Annotated in this window: 17 protein-coding genes; 9 read left to right on the forward strand and 8 right to left on the reverse strand. The window is 69.4% G+C overall.

Translation table 11 applies throughout. The features are described 5' to 3' along the window. Nucleotides 1–70: 70 nt before the first annotated feature. The 3 genes from ACYVJS_RS10800 to ACYVJS_RS10810 form a co-directional block, all read right to left on the reverse strand. Complete coding sequence (locus tag ACYVJS_RS10800) at nucleotides 71–733, reverse strand: response regulator (RefSeq protein WP_460739949.1); 663 nt, start codon at nucleotides 731–733, stop codon at nucleotides 71–73. Continuing rightward, nucleotides 730–1908: a sensor histidine kinase gene (locus ACYVJS_RS10805; RefSeq protein WP_460739950.1), complete on the reverse strand. Its 1179-nt coding sequence runs from the start codon at nucleotides 1906–1908 to the stop codon at nucleotides 730–732. The genes ACYVJS_RS10800 and ACYVJS_RS10805 overlap by 4 nt, the downstream gene beginning before the upstream one ends. A gap of 77 nt (nucleotides 1909–1985) precedes the next feature. Beyond that, nucleotides 1986–3770 carry a 2-isopropylmalate synthase gene (locus tag ACYVJS_RS10810; protein WP_460739951.1) on the reverse strand — a complete coding sequence of 595 codons (1785 nt, stop codon included), beginning with the start codon at nucleotides 3768–3770 and terminating at the stop codon, nucleotides 1986–1988. A 164-nt stretch (nucleotides 3771–3934) separates the two neighbouring features. On the opposite strand from ACYVJS_RS10810, the gene ACYVJS_RS10815 reads away from it, so the two are divergent. Together ACYVJS_RS10815 and ACYVJS_RS10820 are read left to right on the forward strand one after the other, a co-directional pair. Then, nucleotides 3935–4603 (forward strand): FadR/GntR family transcriptional regulator, encoded by a 669-nt coding sequence (locus ACYVJS_RS10815; RefSeq protein WP_460739952.1) that lies wholly within the window; start codon nucleotides 3935–3937, stop codon nucleotides 4601–4603. 97 nt (nucleotides 4604–4700) lie between these two features. Then, the gene (locus tag ACYVJS_RS10820) at nucleotides 4701–5936 is read left to right on the forward strand and encodes an MFS transporter (protein WP_460739953.1); all 1236 of its coding nucleotides are present in this window, start codon (nucleotides 4701–4703) and stop codon (nucleotides 5934–5936) included. A gap of 81 nt (nucleotides 5937–6017) precedes the next feature. On the opposite strand, the gene ACYVJS_RS10825 is transcribed toward ACYVJS_RS10820, so the two are convergent. Together ACYVJS_RS10825 and ACYVJS_RS10830 are read right to left on the reverse strand one after the other, a co-directional pair. After that, nucleotides 6018–6770, reverse strand: coding sequence for an ABC transporter permease (locus ACYVJS_RS10825; RefSeq protein ID WP_460739954.1), 753 nt, complete (start codon nucleotides 6768–6770; stop codon nucleotides 6018–6020). 1 nt (nucleotide 6771) lies between these two features. Then, complete coding sequence (locus ACYVJS_RS10830; protein ID WP_460739955.1) at nucleotides 6772–7704, reverse strand: ABC transporter ATP-binding protein; 933 nt, start codon at nucleotides 7702–7704, stop codon at nucleotides 6772–6774. 81 nt (nucleotides 7705–7785) lie between these two features. Between ACYVJS_RS10830 and ACYVJS_RS10835 the strand changes: the two genes are divergently transcribed. The 6 genes from ACYVJS_RS10835 (at nucleotide 7786) to ACYVJS_RS10860 (ending at nucleotide 13762) form a co-directional block, all read left to right on the forward strand. Continuing rightward, a complete protein-coding gene (locus ACYVJS_RS10835; RefSeq protein ID WP_460739956.1) occupies nucleotides 7786–8442 on the forward strand; it encodes a TetR/AcrR family transcriptional regulator in 657 nt (218 codons plus the stop codon). After that, nucleotides 8439–8954, forward strand: coding sequence for a hypothetical protein (locus ACYVJS_RS10840; RefSeq protein ID WP_460739957.1), 516 nt, complete (start codon nucleotides 8439–8441; stop codon nucleotides 8952–8954). Before ACYVJS_RS10835 ends, ACYVJS_RS10840 begins: the two co-directional genes overlap by 4 nt. Before the next feature lie 48 nt (nucleotides 8955–9002). Then, nucleotides 9003–10124 (forward strand): VanZ family protein, encoded by a 1122-nt coding sequence (locus ACYVJS_RS10845; RefSeq protein ID WP_460739958.1) that lies wholly within the window; start codon nucleotides 9003–9005, stop codon nucleotides 10122–10124. Nucleotides 10125–10281: 157 nt separating this feature from the next. Then, entirely contained in the window at nucleotides 10282–11898 is a 1617-nt protein-coding gene (locus ACYVJS_RS10850; RefSeq protein WP_460739959.1) for a sensor histidine kinase, read from the forward strand. 43 nt (nucleotides 11899–11941) lie between these two features. Continuing rightward, the gene (locus tag ACYVJS_RS10855) at nucleotides 11942–12970 is read left to right on the forward strand and encodes a phosphotransferase family protein (RefSeq protein WP_460739960.1); all 1029 of its coding nucleotides are present in this window, start codon (nucleotides 11942–11944) and stop codon (nucleotides 12968–12970) included. A gap of 141 nt (nucleotides 12971–13111) precedes the next feature. Then, nucleotides 13112–13762 (forward strand): NAD(P)-dependent oxidoreductase, encoded by a 651-nt coding sequence (locus ACYVJS_RS10860; protein WP_460739961.1) that lies wholly within the window; start codon nucleotides 13112–13114, stop codon nucleotides 13760–13762. A 15-nt stretch (nucleotides 13763–13777) separates the two neighbouring features. Here ACYVJS_RS10860 and ACYVJS_RS10865 read toward each other — a convergent pair whose 3' ends face one another. From ACYVJS_RS10865 to ACYVJS_RS10875, 3 genes are read right to left on the reverse strand one after another with little or no spacing between them, the layout of a single operon-like run. Next, nucleotides 13778–14647 (reverse strand): alpha/beta fold hydrolase, encoded by an 870-nt coding sequence (locus ACYVJS_RS10865; protein WP_460739962.1) that lies wholly within the window; start codon nucleotides 14645–14647, stop codon nucleotides 13778–13780. Beyond that, nucleotides 14644–14868, reverse strand: a complete 225-nt coding sequence (locus tag ACYVJS_RS10870; protein WP_460739963.1) for a putative acetyltransferase — start codon at nucleotides 14866–14868, stop codon at nucleotides 14644–14646. Before ACYVJS_RS10870 ends, ACYVJS_RS10865 begins: the two co-directional genes overlap by 4 nt. Continuing rightward, on the reverse strand, nucleotides 14862–16343 hold the full coding sequence (locus ACYVJS_RS10875) for an SDR family NAD(P)-dependent oxidoreductase (RefSeq protein ID WP_460739964.1): 1482 nt from the start codon (nucleotides 16341–16343) through the stop codon (nucleotides 14862–14864). Before ACYVJS_RS10875 ends, ACYVJS_RS10870 begins: the two co-directional genes overlap by 7 nt. A 47-nt stretch (nucleotides 16344–16390) precedes the next feature. On the opposite strand from ACYVJS_RS10875, the gene ACYVJS_RS10880 reads away from it, so the two are divergent. Further along, on the forward strand, nucleotides 16391–16789 hold the full coding sequence (locus ACYVJS_RS10880) for an NUDIX hydrolase (RefSeq protein ID WP_460739965.1): 399 nt from the start codon (nucleotides 16391–16393) through the stop codon (nucleotides 16787–16789). Nucleotides 16790–16824 lie beyond the last annotated feature (35 nt).

Consider the following 16824-nt stretch of genomic DNA (forward strand, 5'->3'; position numbering starts at 1 on the left):
TCGTCGGGGAGGCCCGACGGCGCGTCCCCCGGACGAGGACACCTGCCCTACCTCTCAGGGGGTACGCGACTCAGTTACCGGGAACGAGCAGTCCGCTCTCGTACGCCCAGATGACAAGCTGCGCACGATCGTGGGCGTGCAGTTTGGTCATGATGCGCTTCGCGTGGGTCTTCGCGGTGTGCGGGGAGATGAACAGATCCGCCGCGATCTCGTCGTTGGATCGTCCGCGCGCAATGAGCACGAGAACCTCGAGCTCACGGCCGGTCAGGTTCGCGAGGTCGCCGGAGACGACCGTGTTTGGTTCTCGGGGCAGGACGTAGCGCGTGATGAGGGTCCGTGTCGCCGTCGGCGAGAGGAGGGATTCTCCGGCATGGACCGCTTTGACGGCACGGACGATCTCCTCCGGCTCGGCGCCCTTGCCGATGAACCCGCTCGCCCCCGCGCGCAGTGCGCTGACGAGGTACTCGTCCTCTTCGAAGGTGGTGAGAATCAGGACCCGCGTGAGCATCATCGACGACTCCGCGCAGATCGCCGCTGTGGCCGCGATTCCATCCATCCCGGGCATCCGGATGTCCATGAGCACCACATCCGGGTGTCGCTCGCTCGCCAGCGCGACGGCTTCGTGTCCGTCTGCCGCCTCTCCGACCACGTCGATTCCGGGATCCGCATCCAGGAGATCCCGAACCGCGGCGCGGATCAGTGCCTGATCGTCCACGACGAGGACGGTCGTCACGACGCAGATCCGTAGGGCAGGGGGAGTGTGGCGGCGAGGCGGAAACCACCCGGTGTCCACCCGGAGGTGAGGGCGCCGCGCGCGGAGGTGACACGCTCATGGAGGCCGATCAAACCGAATCCTGCGCGCTGATTCGTGTCATCGGGAGAGATCGCAGGATTCGTCACGACCACGCGGAGCTCTTCGGCGCCGCCCTCGATGAGGACGTGCGCGCGACGCTGTGACCCGTGTTTCAACGCGTTGGTGAGACCTTCCTGCACCACACGATAGGCGACGCGCGAGACGGCTGAGGGAACAGGGGCAGGGACACTGTCGTCACGCACCCCGACCTCGAGGCCGTTCTTGACGAACGAGGCGACCAGGCGATCAAGGTCCGAGAGATCGGGCTGCGGGGCGAGTGCCTGGTGATCCTCATCGTCCGTGCGGAGCATCGCGAGCAGCCCGCCGATCTCGCTCAGCACTGTCCGAGACGCCGTCCGGATCGTCGCCAGCGCCTCACGCGTCTTGTCCGGCCGTGTCTCGAGGCTCGCCGAGGCGACCCCGGCGTTGAGGCTGATCACCGAGATCTGGTGAGCGACGGCATCGTGGAGGTCGCGCGCGATCCGCAGGCGTTCCTCGCTCACCCGTCGGCGCGCCTCCACCTCCCTTGTCTCCTCCGCCCGGATCGCTCGTTCCGTCATGGCCTGGAGATACTCGCGGCGGAACTTCGTCGCATCTCCCACCGCTCCGGCGAAGGCGATCACCAGGGCGACCTGCACGGTGCGAGGGTCGAATGTTGACCCGAGAGAGGCGATGATGCTCGAGCCGATGACGGCGAGCTCGGCCGCGAGCACGGCGATGAACGTGCTGCGGCGTGACGTTCGGTTCGCGGCGCCGAACATCGCGATTCCGACGCCCAGTGCCGCGCCTCCGGAGACCACGCCCAGAAGCAGCAGCGTGCAATAGATCAGCGTGCTGGCCGCGAGCGTGGGGAGCGGCCATCGGCGTCGCGCAGGAAGGAGTACCGCGGGGAGGAAGACGAGTACCCAGGTCAATGGCGTCGATGCGCGGAACTCTCCACCGGGGAACGGAGCGAGTGCGAACGCCGCGATGAGTGTGGCCGCCACGAGGTCTCGGACCCACGCGGGCGGCGGCGGGATCAGACGCGGGAGCGGCGGTTCGACGACGTGCACCATACGGCCAGTCTGACGCTCGGCCCTTCTCGGGGCATCCCCCGTCCGTGGTAGAAGACGTCGGGGGATTGAGGTGACGATCACCCCCTCGGTGTGCCGAGCCGCGCGCGGAGTGTTGTCTCGGCGCGGGCGCGGGCGCCGGCGCACGTCCGGTCCGCGGCGCGGGCCACCGCCTGCAGGGTGGCCACGAGTCTGGAGCGATCGCGTCCCGCGACCCACGCCGGCCCGTCCGGGCCGCGGTACTCGACGAGGGTGATCGCTTCGGCATCCGCTCCCGACGTGAGCGAGCTCTGGTGGAGCGAGAGGATCTCCAGCTCGATCCCGCACGCGCCCAGCGCGCGCACGGCCGCCTCGACGGGTCCGAGGCCGATGTGCGTGGAGCGGTGCGGGCGGTCGTCGAGGTGCAGGATGACCTCCGTCGTGCCGGTCGCTTCATCCATGTGCACCATCGACAGTGCGATGCTCGTGCGCAGGTCGTGCAGATAGACGTCGCTGAACAGCGACCAGATCTCGTCGGCCGTCACCTCTTCTCCCGTGCTGTCGGTGTGCTGCTGAACGTGCCGCGAGAAGTCGATCTGAAGGCGACGGGGGAGCACGACGCCGTACTCGGTCTCCACCAGATAGGCGATGCCGCCCTTGCCGGACTGCGAGTTGACGCGGATGACCGCGTCGTAGCTGCGTCCGATGTCGGCGGGATCGATGGGCAGGTAGGGCACCCGCCAGGCGATATCGCGCTCGTCGCGCCCCTCGGCCTGCGCGCGGGCTCGATGCTCGGCGAAGCCCTTCTTGATCGCATCCTGGTGCGTTCCGCTGAACGCGGTGTGCACGAGGTCGCCGACATACGGATGGCGCGGATGCACGTCGATGCGGTTGCAGTACTCGACCGTGCGGCGGATCTCATCGATGTCGGAGAAGTCGATCATGGGGTCGACGCCTTGCGCGTGGAGGTTCAGGGCGAGAGTCGCGATGTCGACGTTTCCCGTGCGCTCGCCGTTGCCGAAGATGCACCCCTCGACGCGCTGGGCACCGGCGAGGACGGCCAACTCGGCGCAGGCGATGCCGGTGCCGCGATCGTTGTGCGGGTGCACCGAGAGGATCACCCCGTCACGGCGGGCGAGGTGCGTGTGCATGTACTCGATCTGGTCGGCGTAGACGTTGGGGGTGGCGATCTCGACGGTGGCGGGCAGGTTCAGGATGACGGGGCGCTCCGGGCTCGCCTGCCACAGCTCGGTGATCGCGTCGCACACCTCGATGACGTAGTCGGGTTCCGTGAGGTTGAACACCTCGGGCGAGAACTCGAAACGGACATTCGGCAGGTGGCCCGCGAGCTCCCACACATCCCTGCCGCCGGCGAGGATCAGCTCGCGCAGCTCGGCACGGTCCTTGTCGAGCACGGTCGTACGCCAGACCGGCGCCGTCGCGGTGTACATGTGGATGACGACCTCGTTGCGGATGCCGCGGATCGATGCCACGGTCCGCTCGATCAGATCGCGTCGCGCCGGAGTGAACACGACGATCGTGACGTCGTCGGGCGCGATGTCGGAGTCGGCGATGAGGCGCACGAAGTCGTATTCGGTCTGGGACGCGGACGGGTAGCCGACTTCGATCTCCGTGTAGCCCATGCGCACCATGAGCTCGAAGAACTGGCGCTTGCGCGCGGGATCCATCGGCTCGGAGAGTGCCTGATTCCCGTCGCGCAGATCGACGGGGACCCACAGCGGGGCAGCGATGATCCGCCGGTTCGGCCAGCGGCGCTCCGCGTCGGTGAGAGGTACCTCGACGCCCGAGTAGGCGTCGCGGTAGCGGTGCGACGGCATGCCGGAAGGGCGCTGTCGGTTCCAGGCGGGAGTGGGGGTGGTGGTCATGATCGGGCATCCTCAGGTCTGGGGTGATGCAGACCGGCGCAGGTTCGGCTCCACGACGGGGAGCCGGTCTGGCTACGCCCCGCCGTGGCGGCGAAGAAGAAGGAATCCGAGGATGGACATGTCGAGGACGCTACCATAGTCCTCAGACAAGTGGAGGAGTTTAGATGGCTCAGGTCTTGCGCACGCCGCTGGCCGACCAGGCGGCGGATTTGCTTCTGACGCGCGTGCGTGCGGGGGAGTGGGCTCTCGGGGCCAAGCTCCCCGGCGAGACGACCCTCGCGGCCCAACTGGGCGTCGGCCGCTCCACCGTGCGCGAGGCCATCCGACGACTCGCCGGGAGCGGGATCCTCGACTCACGGCAGGGGTCGGGTGTCTACGTCATAGCCCTCGACGTTCCCGACGAGTGGAGTGACGTCCTCCGGCGTGCCGACATCGTGACCGTGATCGAGGCGCGTACGGCGATCGAGGTCGAGGCCGCGATGCTGGCAGCCCGGCGTCGCACGCCCGCAGACCTGCGCACCATCCGGCGTGCGCTCGACGCGCGGACGGCGCCCGGCCAGAGCATGGAGGAGCATGTGGATGCAGATATGGCCCTCCACCGGGCGATGGTCGTGGCATCGCACAACGAGGTGCTGGTCGAACTCTTCGACGGCTTCGTGCCTCGCGTCCGGCGCACCATGATCGAGATGCTCCGCATCCGGCCGACGGCCTCGGAGCGGGAGGATCAGGACGCGCACGTCGCCGTCGTCGGGGCGATCGCGGAGCGGAAGCCGGATGCGGCGGTGCGCGCGAGTCACGCGCACCTCGATGCGCTGAAGGCGGCTCTCTCCTGAGGGCAGGCCCTCAGGGTGCGTCTGCCACCCCGCATCGAGGGCGATGGCGAGGTGCTGCCGTTCGGCCGTCACGCTGCGCCGCCCCTAAGCTCGTCCGGTGGGCATCGGAGAGTGGGTCGCGCCGAGACGACTCGGGCAGGACTTCCGGTGGTTGCTCGCCTCGTCGTGGACGAGCAACGTCGGCGACGGCATTGCGCTGGCCGCGGCCCCGCTGCTCATCGCCTCGATGACCGATTCACCGGTGCTGGTCGCCTCCGGCGCCATCATGCAGTTCTTGCCCTGGCTCCTTTTCGGGCTGCACGCGGGCGCGATCGCCGATCGCGTCGATCGCCGGCTCCTCATCATGGTCGCCAACGGTGTGCGCGCCCTCGTGCTGATCGGACTCTGTGTCTTCCTCCTGACGGGCTTCGCGACCATCTGGATCGTGCTCGTCGTGGCTTTCGTCTACGGCTGCGCCGAGGTCTTCGTCGACACCACCAGCAGCACGCTCCTGCCGATGATGGTGGACAAGGCCGACCTCGGCGTCGGGAATGCCCGCTTGCAGGCGGGCTTCCTCGTCGCCAATCAGTTCGGCGGCCCGCCCTTGGGTGCGTTCCTGTTCGCGCTGGGGTCGTTCTGGCCCTTCGCCGTCCAGGCCATCTGTGTGGCGCTCGCCATCGTCCTGATCGCGCGGATCGCCGCTTCCCGTGCCGCCGGGACGACCGCGGAGCGTGCGCCCACGAAGGTCCACGCCGACATCGGCGAGGGGATGAGGTGGTTGTGGCGAAACCCGCCGGTGCGCACGCTCGTACTCATCATCCTGGTGTTCAACCTCACGTGGGCGGCGCCGTGGGGTGTTCTCGTGTTGTACGCGACCGAGCATCTCGGAATGGGGCCCGTCGGCTACGGGGCTCTCACGACGGCATCGGCGGTCGGGGGTCTGGTCGCGACCTTCTGCTTCGGCTTCCTCGAGCGTCGCTTCTCCTTCGCCGTGCTGATGCGCGTGTGCCTGAGCGCAGAGGTGCTCATGCACCTCGCCTTCGCGCTGACCACCTCGGCTCCCGTCGCGTTCGTGATCATATTCTGCTTCGGCGCCTACGCCTTCGTGTGGGGGACCATCTCGACGACCGTTCGCCAGCGTCTCGTCCCCCATGAGCTTCAGGGGCGAATCGCGTCGGTGAACATGGTCGGCGTCTTCGGCGGGCTCGTGATCGGGCAGGCGCTGGGCGGAGTCATCGCCCAGCTGTGGGGGCTGACGGCGCCGTGGTGGTTCGCGTTCGTCGGTTCGCTGGTGACACTGCTGGTGGTCTGGCGTCAAGTCGGGCATGTCGCTGCCGTCCGCGCCTCCGAGTGATCGTGGCGCCGGCGCTGGCCCCGCCGCGTACCCGGCCCTGAGCGATCACTCACCGGTGGGCGCCGGGTAGCGGTCGTGCGCTTAGGCGTCGCGCACGCGAAGCGTCGTCACGGCCGCCGCCGTCATCCAGACGGTGAACACCGCCATCACCGCCAGACCGAGAAGCGGCGGTACGCCGGAGCCGCTCACCGTGTAGGACGCCTGGCCCGCGGTCGTCGGCCAGAAGGTTCCGGCGAACTGACCCACGATCCCCGGAAGACCCGGTGCGAGCGCGGGTACCAGGAGGGCGACGGACACGACGATGGCCAGTGCACCCGACGAACTGCGGGTGAGAGTGCCGAACGCCAGGCCCAGCACGGCAGACAGCATCAGGTAAGCGGCGGCGCACACGATGGCGCGCACGGTTTCGCCATCGTCTGGACTCGCGGTCGGCAGGCCGGCGACGGCGAGCGCCGCCTGGCCGGCGGCGAAGCTCGCCGCGACGGTGACGACCGCGGCGACCGCGGCGACGGAGACGGTGACGAGCGCCTTCGCGGCGAAGAGCCGAGCGCGCCGAGGCGCGATGGCGAGGGTGCTGATGATCTGCCCCGAGGCGTACTCGCTGGTCACGGCTTGCGCTCCGAGCATCGCCATGAGCAGCTGTCCGACGAGGATCCCCTTGAAACTGACGCCGACCGGATCGAAGTCGCCCGGCAGCTCGGCCTGCCACTGCGCGCTCAGGCCGCTGATGCCCAGCAGACTGACCAGGGCGGTGACGACGACGGTGGATGCGGCGAGCAGCCACGTGCTCCGCACGCTCCGCGTCTTGATCCACTCCGATGCGAACAGGTTCATCTCAGGCCGCCTTGCGGTCGAGGGCGGTCATGCGCAGGAAGGCGTCTTCGAGGGAATCCCTCACGAGCGTGAGCTCCGACACCTCGACACCTTCCGCGGCGGCGAGGTGGCCGACCTGATCGGTGGACGCGTGCGGCACCTGGAGCGCGTCGGCGTGCACGGGATCCGGGGTCGTCGACAGCCCTGCGCCCGTCAGTATCCCGGCGAGGCCGGCGAGGCCGGCGGGGTCCGGTGTGCGGACGCGGACCGAGGACGTCGTCCGGGTGTCGATGAACGACGCCAGCGGTTCGTCGGCGAGCAGCGTCCCGCGATGGATGACGATCAGATGGTCCGCGGTCAGCTCCATCTCGCCCATGAGGTGGCTCGAGAAGAGCACGGTCCGTCCCTCGGCGGCGAGCTCGCGCATGAGCGCGCGTGCCCAGCGGATGCCCTCGGGATCGAGTCCGTTGAGCGGTTCGTCGAAGATCACGATTCCGGGGTCGCCGATCAGGGCGGTCGCGATTCCCAGGCGCTGTTTCATGCCGAGGGAGAAGGCTCCGGCCGGTCGGCCGCCGGCGTCGGCGAGCCCGACCATCTCGAGGGTCTCGTCGACGCGCGAGCGACGGATGCCGGCGGCGCGGGCCGTCGCCCAGAGGTGTTCGCCGGCGGAACGTCGCGGGTGGACGGAGCGCGCGTCGAGCATCGCGCCCACCACGCGCGCGGGGTGCGGCAGCTCGGCCGCGCGGAGGCCGCCGATGGTCGCTGCTCCCGATGATGGTCGGTCGAGACCGAGGAACATGCGCAGGGTGGTGGACTTGCCGGCGCCGTTCGGCCCGAGGAATCCGGTCACGACGCCGGGTCTGACCTCGAACGACAGGCCGTCGACGGCGGTCACGGCGCCGTAGCGCTTGACGAGGGCGTGTGCCTGGAGCGAGAGGGGGGAGCTGAGAGCCATGGCAGCACACTACACCGTGTGGTGTAGCTGCTACACCGGTCGGTGTAGAGTTGACGGCGCAGTCACAGGGAGGAGACGCGGATGCCCGATGCGCAGATCAAGCCGGTCCGAGAGGGCCAGGCCCACAAGCGCTCGGCGATCCTGGTCGCCGCACGCGAACTGTTCGTGGGCTACGGCGTGGAGCGCACGAGCATGGACGCGGTGGCGGCGCGTGCGGGCGTGTCCAAACGCACCGTGTACGACTATTACGGCGACAAGCGACGACTTCTGCTCGGCGTCGTGGAGCAGGCGGGGGAGGCGGCGCTCGTCACCCTGCGCCGGCTCATCGAGCGTCATCTTCCACCGGTGCTCGCCGACGCGGACCGCGCCGAGGTCGAGCGCGCGCTCATCGCCTTCGCGCTCGACCTCGGACGCTCCCAGCTCGCCGCCTCCGATTACGCGGCCGCCGTGCGGCTCATCACCGAGAACGAGACGCTGCTTCCGGAACTCGACGATCACCCGCTTGAGGCTGCGCACAACAGCGCGCTCGCCGAACGCCTCGACCTGCTGTCGCGAGCACGCCTCATCGACGCTCCGGACCCCGCGCTCGCCGCCGATCACTTCCACGCCCTGACGACCCTGCGAGTGCTGAACGAGCCCGGACGGCGACGCGCCGACCTCGATCGCGTGGACCGGATCATGACCGACGGTGCGAGCGCCTTCCTGCGCGCCTACGCGTCGAACGGGGACCGGACGTGACGGACGAGCGCGACGACGACGCTCAGACGCGCATCCGGCGCGCCTCGTCTCTCAAGGAACGGATCTACGTCGCCTTCACCGCCCTCGCGGTGATCATTGCGCTGCGCGCCCACGATGCGCATCCGGATGCGGGGCTCGCGCTCGGAACGCTCGCAATCACTGTTGCTGCGACGGTCTGCGCGGTCTATGTCGCCGACCTCCTCAGCCACATGGTGGTGCACTCGCGTGTCCCGGGGCGTGCTGAGCATCGGCACATGGTGGCCAGCACCCTGGGGGCGGCCACCGTCGCGCTCCCGCCTCTCGTGTGCATCGGACTCTCGGCGTTCGGGCTCTACGACGCCTCGACGGGTCTGCTGACTGCGATGCTCGTCACGACCGCGACCCTCGTCGCGATCGGTCTGCTCGCCGTGCGCCGACTCGCCGTCCCCCGGATGCAGCGCATCGTGATCCTCGCGGGGGAAGCCGTGCTCGCGATCGGGGTCATCGCGTTGGAGCTGCTTTCGCACGGCTAAAGGCGGCGCGGGCGAGGAGCGGGCGACCTCCCTCCTAGGATGGATCGGATGACCGGGTGGACGTGGCAGGCGTGGTTCGGCCTCGTCGGGGGCTCCCTGATCTTCTTCGCCGTCCTCGGCCCGATGCTGCTGATTCAGATCCGCCGCTACGGCCGGCTCTCGTTCCCCCGGCTCCTGGGCGCCGCGGCGACGAGCGTCTACGCGGTGGCACTCGTCGCCTACACGCTCCTACCGCTGCCCGACGTCGCGGCGAACTGCGGCGTGAGCAGCGCCGGCATCGAGCTCGTCCCCGGGCACTCCGTGGGCGACATCCTGCGAGAGACGCAGGGGCTTTCGGTCGTCTCGGCCTTGACGAGTCGTGCCACGCTTCAGGTCGCGTTGAACGTCGCCCTCTTCATTCCGTTCGGCATCATCGCGCGTCGCTACTGGAACCGCGGATCCCTGGTGTCGATCGTCCTCGGTGCCGCGCTGTCGCTGCTGATCGAGACGACGCAGTTGACCGGGATCTGGGGACTCTACGACTGCGCATATCGCGTCGCCGACGTCGATGACCTGATCGCGAACACTGCCGGCGCCGCCGTCGGCGTGCTCCTCGCCCCACTCCTGCTGTCCTGGATGCCGAGCTCCGGAGCCCTGCGCCGGGACCGTTCTCTGCCGCGGCCCGTCACCGTCTGGCGACGGTGGTTCGGGATGATCCTCGACGCTGTCGCGGTCAACGTGGTGAGCGGGCTGCTCTCGCTGATCCTCGTGGTGCCGCAGTTGGCGCTCAACGGCGGGCGTGAGCCGGAGGATGCGGTCGCGATCGCGAGCGTCGTCGTCGTCGGCGTCGGCACCGTCGCGCTGGTCGTGGTCCTGCCCGCGGTCCTGGGTGCGGGAGCCTCCATCGGACAGCGGCTCGTGTGGTTGACGCCGGCGTGGTCGCCGGATCGCTCCGGACGGTGGTGGCGACTGCATCGCGCATCGGTCGTGGCGCTGCCCTACACGATCGCCACCGTTCTGAATCAGCTGCCGCACGCCGACGCAGGAGCTCTACAGACCGTGGTGGGCGTCATCGGCATCGTCAGCGGACTCATCGTTCTCATCGACGTGGTGTCCGTCCCCGTCAGTCGGGGAAGACGGGGCCTGTCGTTCGTCCTTTCGGGCGCAGAGGTGCGTGACGCGCGAGCGTGATCGTCGCCGCGTGACGCGCTGTCTTGGGAGCGCTACCGGCGACTACGTTTGAACGGCCCATCGTCACCACGGGAGATACAACGATCCCGGACGGTGCCGCGCTGTGCCGTCGAGTGGACAACTCACCATCGGCCCACCCCGAGGAGAGCAGCACCGAATGACCGACTTCATCGTCGTGCTCGTCGCACGGTCGCTGGTGTGGGTGCAGGCACTGGTCCTGACGGGCGTCGTCGCCGTCGCCCTCGTCTACCACGTCGAGTACGGCGGGGTCGTTTCCCTCCCGGTGTGGATCACCGTCGCGGTCCTCGTCGTCATCGGTTGGGTCGCCGCCGTCGCGAGTCGGCGAGCTCCTCGCGCGGCTCTGGTCGGAGCGACCCTGTGCGTGGATGTCACCGTCTTCGCCGCACTCCGGTACGAGCTGCTGCCGGCGACATCCCTCACCGTCTTCGTCACCGCCGTGCCGGTGCTCGGGATCGCGTTGCTGCCTCGACTGTGGCCCGTTGTGTCGGGCCTGCTTCTGGTCACCTTCGTCTCCGTCCCCTGGGCGACGATGGATCTCTGGCCGCGGAGCATCGTGCAGTGGTTCGACGACCTCGGCACGCTGACCGCGCTGCTGATGGTCCTCATCGTCGCGGCCCTGGGCGCGCAAGCGCTGCGTCGCCACGCCGCCCGGCTCTCGGCCGCCCACCGGGCACGGGAGCAGGCGCTCGCCCGTGTCACAGACGGCAAGATGCTCGTCGACGCCGTCATCGGTGCCGTGCCGACCGCGATCGCCGTCTACGACCCAGAAGGGACGTTGCTGCTCGCCAACCCGCGCGCTCACGAAGTCGCCTGCCATGAGGGTTACGAGCTCGCAAGTCCGGGCGAGCCGATCAACTCCGGCGGCGTCTTCGCTGCCGATCGCACGACCCCCCTGCGACGCGGGGATCGGATGCTCCAGGCCGTGGTCGACGGCACCGAACTCGCACCGACGCTCGCCTGGGTCGGGCCCCCCGGGCATCAGCGCGCCTACATCCGCTCTTCGTCGAAGGTCGCGCGCTCCGACGGCTCTGCGCTGGGCACCCTCGTCGTCGCGGAGGACGTCACCGAGGTGCTGCATTCCGAGCAGATGCGGGACGACTTCCTGCACACCGTGTCGCACGAGTTGCGCACGCCCATGACACCGCTCATCGGTCACCTTGACTTGCTGAGCGAGCGGGTCGCGGCGACCGACCCCGGGGCCCAGGACCGGATCGACATCATCATGCGCAGCGTCGATCGGATCATGACCCGCGTGTCGGAACTGCTGACCGCCGCCGACATCCGCATGGAGCTGCAGCTCAAGCCGACGAATGTCGCCGGTCTCGTCGGCGAGTGCGTGCGCGTCGCGCGTCCCGCCGCGGCGAAGCGCGACCTGACGATCCGCGCCGACGTTGCCGACGCCGCGGTCGCCATGGCGGATGCGGGCCGCATCCGGCAGGTCGTCTCAGAACTGCTCGCGAACGCGGCGAAGTTCGCCGTCGAAGGCACCGAGGTGCTCGCGCAGTGCGATCGAGTCGGTGACGAGATCCGGATCCGCGTCAGCGACGAGGGCCCCGGCATGAGCGAGGCCGAACAGCACCGGGCGTTCGACCGCTTCTATCGGGCACCCATGGCGCATCGAGAGGCCGTGCAGGGATTCGGTCTGGGGCTATCCGTCGTGCACAACATCGTGACCGCGCACGCGGGGGTGGCCTCGCTCGCACGAAGCGCAGCCGGCGGAACGGAAGTCACGATCCGCATCCCGGCCGTCTGACCGGCATCGCGCCGTCGCGGACGCTAGCGTGAGAGGGCCGTGCGTGTCGCAGACGCCGGCTGCTCCTCCCGAAAGGCCCGACGCCGTGACACCGATGTCGCTCACTCCCGCGCAGCTCGCCGCCGTTCTCGTCCCGCTCGGCGAGATGGCGCACAGTACGCCGCTGACCGGCGGGATGTTCGCCACCACGTCGGCGGTGACGCTGACCGACGGCACCCGCGTCATCGTGAAGTCGACCCCGACGGACGCGCGGCGGCTGTGCCGCTACGAGTTCGGGATCGCCGCATCCGAGGCGCTCGTCTACGGGATGCTCGCCGGACGCGCGCCGGTGCCAGAGGTGCTGTTGACCGACTTCACCCGGTCGGTCGTCGACGCCGACATCGTCGTCACGCGTCATCTGCGCGGACGCGTCTGGAACGATCTCGAACTCGACGCTTCCCAGACCGCGCGCGTGCGGCGCGGTCTGGGCGCCCTCATGGCCGAGCTGCACCGCGTGCCCGCCCCGGTCTTCGGATACCCCGCGGCGGAGGCGGGTATGCGCCGCGATGACTGGCGCTCCGCGCTCACCGCGATGTTCGACGGAATCCTCCGCGACGCGGTCGAGTCGGGGACGACTCTGCCCGAGGCGAGGGTGCGCGCCGTTCTGAGTCGGCACGGGCACGTCCTGGATGCGGTCACGTCACCGGTCGTCGTGCACAACGACCTGTGGCCGGCGAACATCTTCCTCGACGACGACCTGCAGATCGTCGGACTGATCGACACCGAACGCACGGTGTGGGGTGACCCGCTCTTCGATCTGGTCGGGGCCAATCAGCTGGCCGAGGAGGGCGCCGAGGAGCCGATCATCGAGGGCAACACGGATGCCGGGGGAGTGCTCGCCGCGGAGCTCGCCTCGCCGAACGGGTCGATCCGCCTGGCTCTGTACCAGCTCTATTACCGCCTCATCCTTGCGACCGAGATCGACATTCGAGGGTTCGAGGGCGAGTGGCTGCCGGAGTACCGGGCTTCGGTTGCTCGTCTGCTCGATGCCGCCCTGCGCCGCCTGGAGGCCCACCCGCCGGCGGACGGGTGATGAATCGCTCATGCGTCCGCCGCCTCGGGAATCCACGGACGAGCGCGGCGCTTGGCACGTAGTGAGGATGTCGCGGACGAAGCCGCGGCATCGCCCAGGAAGTGCGGCCGAGGGCCGGCCCCGACGAAACGGAAGAGATCGATGTCAAGAATCACAGTTCTCGGTGGGAGCGGCTACGCGGGTGCGGCGGTCGTCGCCGAAGCGCAACGCCGCGGACACACGGTTACGTCGCTCAGTCGGACGTTGCCCACGGATCCCGTGAACGGCGTCGAATACGTGCAGGGCTCGATCCTCGATGAAGGCGTGCGCGAGGACGTCGTGACGGACCGCGACGTCGTGGTGGTGGCGCTGTCTCCTCGCGGCGACATGGCAGGAAAGGTCGAGGGCGTCGTGTCGTCGCTCATCGGACGTCTCGCCGGCACCTCCACCCGTCTCGGCTACATCGGCGGCGCGTCGTCGCTGCTCGTCGAGGAGAACGGTCCGCGCCTGTGGGACGTCACCCACGAGCACATGCCGGCCGAGGTGAAGCCGGAGGTGCAGACCGGGCTCAACGCGCTCGAGCTGCTCACCTCGAGCCCGGCGGGGCTCGATTGGTTCTATGTCAGCCCGCCCGAGGAGTTCGGTTCCTGGCTCGGGACGGCCTCGACGGGGCGGTACACGCTCGGCGGCGACGTGCTCCTGCGTGACGCGGACGGCACGTCCACCATCTCCGCCGCCGATCTCGCGCTGGCCATCCTCGACGAGATCGAGGACCCCGCCCACCGCCGGGCGCGTTTCACGGCGATCGGCTGAGACGGACGGTCGGTCTCATCCGCTGGCGGAGAGACCGACCTCCTCGAGTACGCGGCGGATCTCTGCGACGATGAGGCCCGGTTGATCGAAGAGCACGTTGTGCCCCGACCGGTGTGCCGACACGAGGCGTGCTCCGAGTCGTCGCGCCGTCGTGCCGTGCGCCCGGTTGATCTCCCGCCGTCGGGCACGTTCGCCAAATCCGGCCCGCGTACCGGAGATGACGCTCGTGCGGATGCCCTGGAGGGCATCGGCATGCGCCGCATCCTCCCGCAGGGCGGACAGCGAGGGCAGGAACTGCGCCAGTTCGGGCACCATCGTCCGCTGCAGGGCGGCGAGATCACGTCGCAGCAGCGTCCTGACCTCCATCGGCTGCGCATGCAACGCCCGCCGTCGAAGCAGCGCGATGCCCAGGCGTGCGCTGAGCGAGGAGAAGCGGGGCGGTCGGGACGCCATCCGTGCGGCGAGCGCGGGGTCGAAGTAGGAGTCGATGTGCTCGTCGGTCTGATCGACGAGCACGAGGGCTCGCACATCCAGGCTCTGCCGCGCCGCGAGGGTGCGCACGATCGGCCCGCCCCAGCTGTGTCCGACCAGAATGAGCGGTGTCGGTAGGGGCGTCAGCAAGGCCCCGAGGTCGTCGGCGAGCCGCTCGAGCGTGCGCGGAGCCGCATCCGCCTCGCTTGCGCCGATGCCGGCTCGGTCGTAGCAGATCGTCCTTGCCGCGCGGGAGACGGCGGGAAGCACGCGGCCCCACGCGGCGCTCGAGAAGCCCATCCCGGATTCGAAGACCACGGTCGATGGACCCGAGCCCGCGCGACGGAGGCTGAGCGACCGGCCATCGGGCAGGCGGAGCACATCCGGATCTCCGAGCGGATGCGTGCCGCTCATGCGTCGGGAGCGGGACGGCGGATGCGGGGAGCCGGGGGCGGCGGCACGGGCTTGGCGGCGACGATGTCGATGCGGCGGATGCGCACCACGCCGCGTTTGCCGTCGACGACGACCGTCTCCTCGTCGGCGCTGAGCAGTTCGCCCAGCGCATCCGTCGCCTGCCCGGTCGGGAGGAGATAACGCACGACGACGCGCCCGCCGGGCTCGGGGAGTGTCACCATGCGCCGGGGGCGTAGTCCTTAAGGAACACGCCGAAGAGGTCTTCGCCGGCTTCGCCGCGCACGATCGGGTCGTACACGCGCGCCGCTCCGTCGACGAGATCCAGCGGCGCGTGGAATCCCTCCTCGGCGAGGCGCACCTTGGTGGGGTGCGGCCGCTCGTCCGTGATCCACCCGGTATCGACGCTCGTCATGAGGATGCCGTCGCTCTCGAACATCTCCCGCGCGCTCGTGCGGGTCAGCATGTTGACGGCCGCCTTGGCCATGTTCGTGTGGGGGTGGCCGGGGCCCTTGTACCCGCGGTTGAAGACACCCTCCATGGCGCTCACGTTCACGATGTAGGTGCGACGCGCGCTGCTGGCCGCCAGTGACGGCCGGAGCTTCGAGATGAGCAGGAACGGAGCGGTGGTGTTCGCCAACTGCACCTCGAGCATCTCCAGCGGATCGACGTCCTCCACCCGCTGCGTCCAGGAGTTGACGTGGTCGAGGTCCGGGATGAGTCCTCCCGCATCGATCGCCGTGCCCGCCGCCAAGCGCTCGAGCGAGCTGGACCCGGCCGCCATCGCCTGCTCCGTCAGTTCCTCCGCGCGGGCCGCGGCGGCCGCGAGGATGGGATGTGCGCTCACCGAGCGTTCCAGAGCCTGCGGGTGCTGGTCGTTCGTGTGTCCGAAGGTGACCAGTTCCGGAAGTGGACCGTCGGGCAGCGGCGCGAGCTCCGCGTCGACGAGCGGCTGATAGGCGCCGGGGGAGCGCCGCACGGTCTGGGTCGCGTTGTTGATGAGGATGTCCAGCGTTCCTGCCGCCGCCACGTCGTCTGCGAGCCCGATCACCTGGGCGGGGTCGCGCAGGTCGATGCCCACGATCTTCAGCCGGTCGATCCAGTCCGCCGCATCCGGAAGGCTGCTGAAGCGGCGCACGGCGTCACGGGGGAAGCGTGTGGTGATCGTGGTGTGCGCGCCGTCTCGCAGCAGCCGCAGCGCGATGTACATCCCGATCTTCGCGCGCCCGCCGGTGAGGAGGGCGCGCTTGCCGGTGAGGTCGGTGCGCGCGTCGCGCTTCGCGTGGCTCATCGCGGCGCATTCGGGGCAGAGCTGGTGGTAGAACGCGTCGACCACCGTGTACGGCTTCTTGCAGATGTAGCAGCCGCGTGCCTTGAGCAGGGTTCCCGCGGTCGGGGTCGTGGTCGAGGTGCTGATCGGGATGCCACGCGTCTCGTCGTCGATGCGATCGGGTGCTCCTGTCGCCGTCGCGTGCACCACCGCGCGGTCCGCGGCGGCGATGGCATCGCGGATCTCGCGGCGCCGCACCTTCTTGGTGGCCTTGAACATCGCAGCCGTCGCGCGCCTCACCGTGACGTAGTCCGGGTGGGTCTGGTCCACCTGCGCGAGTTCCTCCAGCACACGCAGGGTGGTGGCGAGATCGTCGGGATCGATGCCGCTGGGCTGCGGATCGGTGTGGGCAGGAGTTGCGTCGGGCACACGAGATTCTACGTCGATCGCCTGCGCGGGGCTGTTAGCGTGCCAGGGTGACCCTCGCAGAGCCTCGCCGCATCCACGTGTCCGCCGCGGTGATCCGCGACGCCGACGGGAGGCTCCTGCTCGTGCGCAAGAGCGGGACGACCGCGTTCATGCAGCCCGGCGGCAAGCCGGAGGTCGGCGAGGATGCGGCCACGACGCTCGTCCGTGAGATCCGGGAAGAGCTGGGGCTCAGGCTGGATGCCGCGGACCTCGTGCCGCTGGGTTCGTTCGCGGCGTCCGCCGCCAACGAACCGGGGTTCGAGGTCGTCGCGGAGGTGTTCACCGCCGACATCCGCGACCAAACGCCGGTCGCGGCGGCCGAGATCGCCGAACTGCGCTGGGTCGGCTCCGACGAGATCGATCAGCTGGAGATCGCGCCCCTCGCGCGCGAGTACTTCCTGAGCTGAGCCTCGTCGGTCACCCGCCGCGAGCGGGCGACCGA

The sequence above is a fragment of the Microbacterium neimengense genome (genome assembly GCF_054782995.1).

Bases quoted from the DNA above. Each gene is read 5' to 3' on its own strand.
- ACYVJS_RS10825 (WP_460739954.1), bottom strand. From the start codon at position 6,770: ATGAACCTGTTCGCATCGGAGTGGATCAAGACGCGGAGCGTGCGGAGC.
- ACYVJS_RS10870 (WP_460739963.1), bottom strand. From the start codon at position 14,868: ATGGTGACACTCCCCGAGCCCGGCGGGCGCGTCGTCGTGCGTTATCTC.
- ACYVJS_RS10830 (WP_460739955.1), bottom strand. From the start codon at position 7,704: ATGGCTCTCAGCTCCCCCCTCTCGCTCCAGGCACACGCCCTCGTCAAG.
- ACYVJS_RS10865 (WP_460739962.1), bottom strand. From the start codon at position 14,647: ATGAGCGGCACGCATCCGCTCGGAGATCCGGATGTGCTCCGCCTGCCC.
- ACYVJS_RS10805 (WP_460739950.1), bottom strand. From the start codon at position 1,908: ATGGTGCACGTCGTCGAACCGCCGCTCCCGCGTCTGATCCCGCCGCCG.
- ACYVJS_RS10815 (WP_460739952.1), top strand. From the start codon at position 3,935: ATGGCTCAGGTCTTGCGCACGCCGCTGGCCGACCAGGCGGCGGATTTG.
- ACYVJS_RS10850 (WP_460739959.1), top strand. From the start codon at position 10,282: ATGACCGACTTCATCGTCGTGCTCGTCGCACGGTCGCTGGTGTGGGTG.
- ACYVJS_RS10845 (WP_460739958.1), top strand. From the start codon at position 9,003: ATGACCGGGTGGACGTGGCAGGCGTGGTTCGGCCTCGTCGGGGGCTCC.
- ACYVJS_RS10835 (WP_460739956.1), top strand. From the start codon at position 7,786: ATGCCCGATGCGCAGATCAAGCCGGTCCGAGAGGGCCAGGCCCACAAG.
- ACYVJS_RS10810 (WP_460739951.1), bottom strand. From the start codon at position 3,770: ATGACCACCACCCCCACTCCCGCCTGGAACCGACAGCGCCCTTCCGGC.
- ACYVJS_RS10860 (WP_460739961.1), top strand. From the start codon at position 13,112: ATGTCAAGAATCACAGTTCTCGGTGGGAGCGGCTACGCGGGTGCGGCG.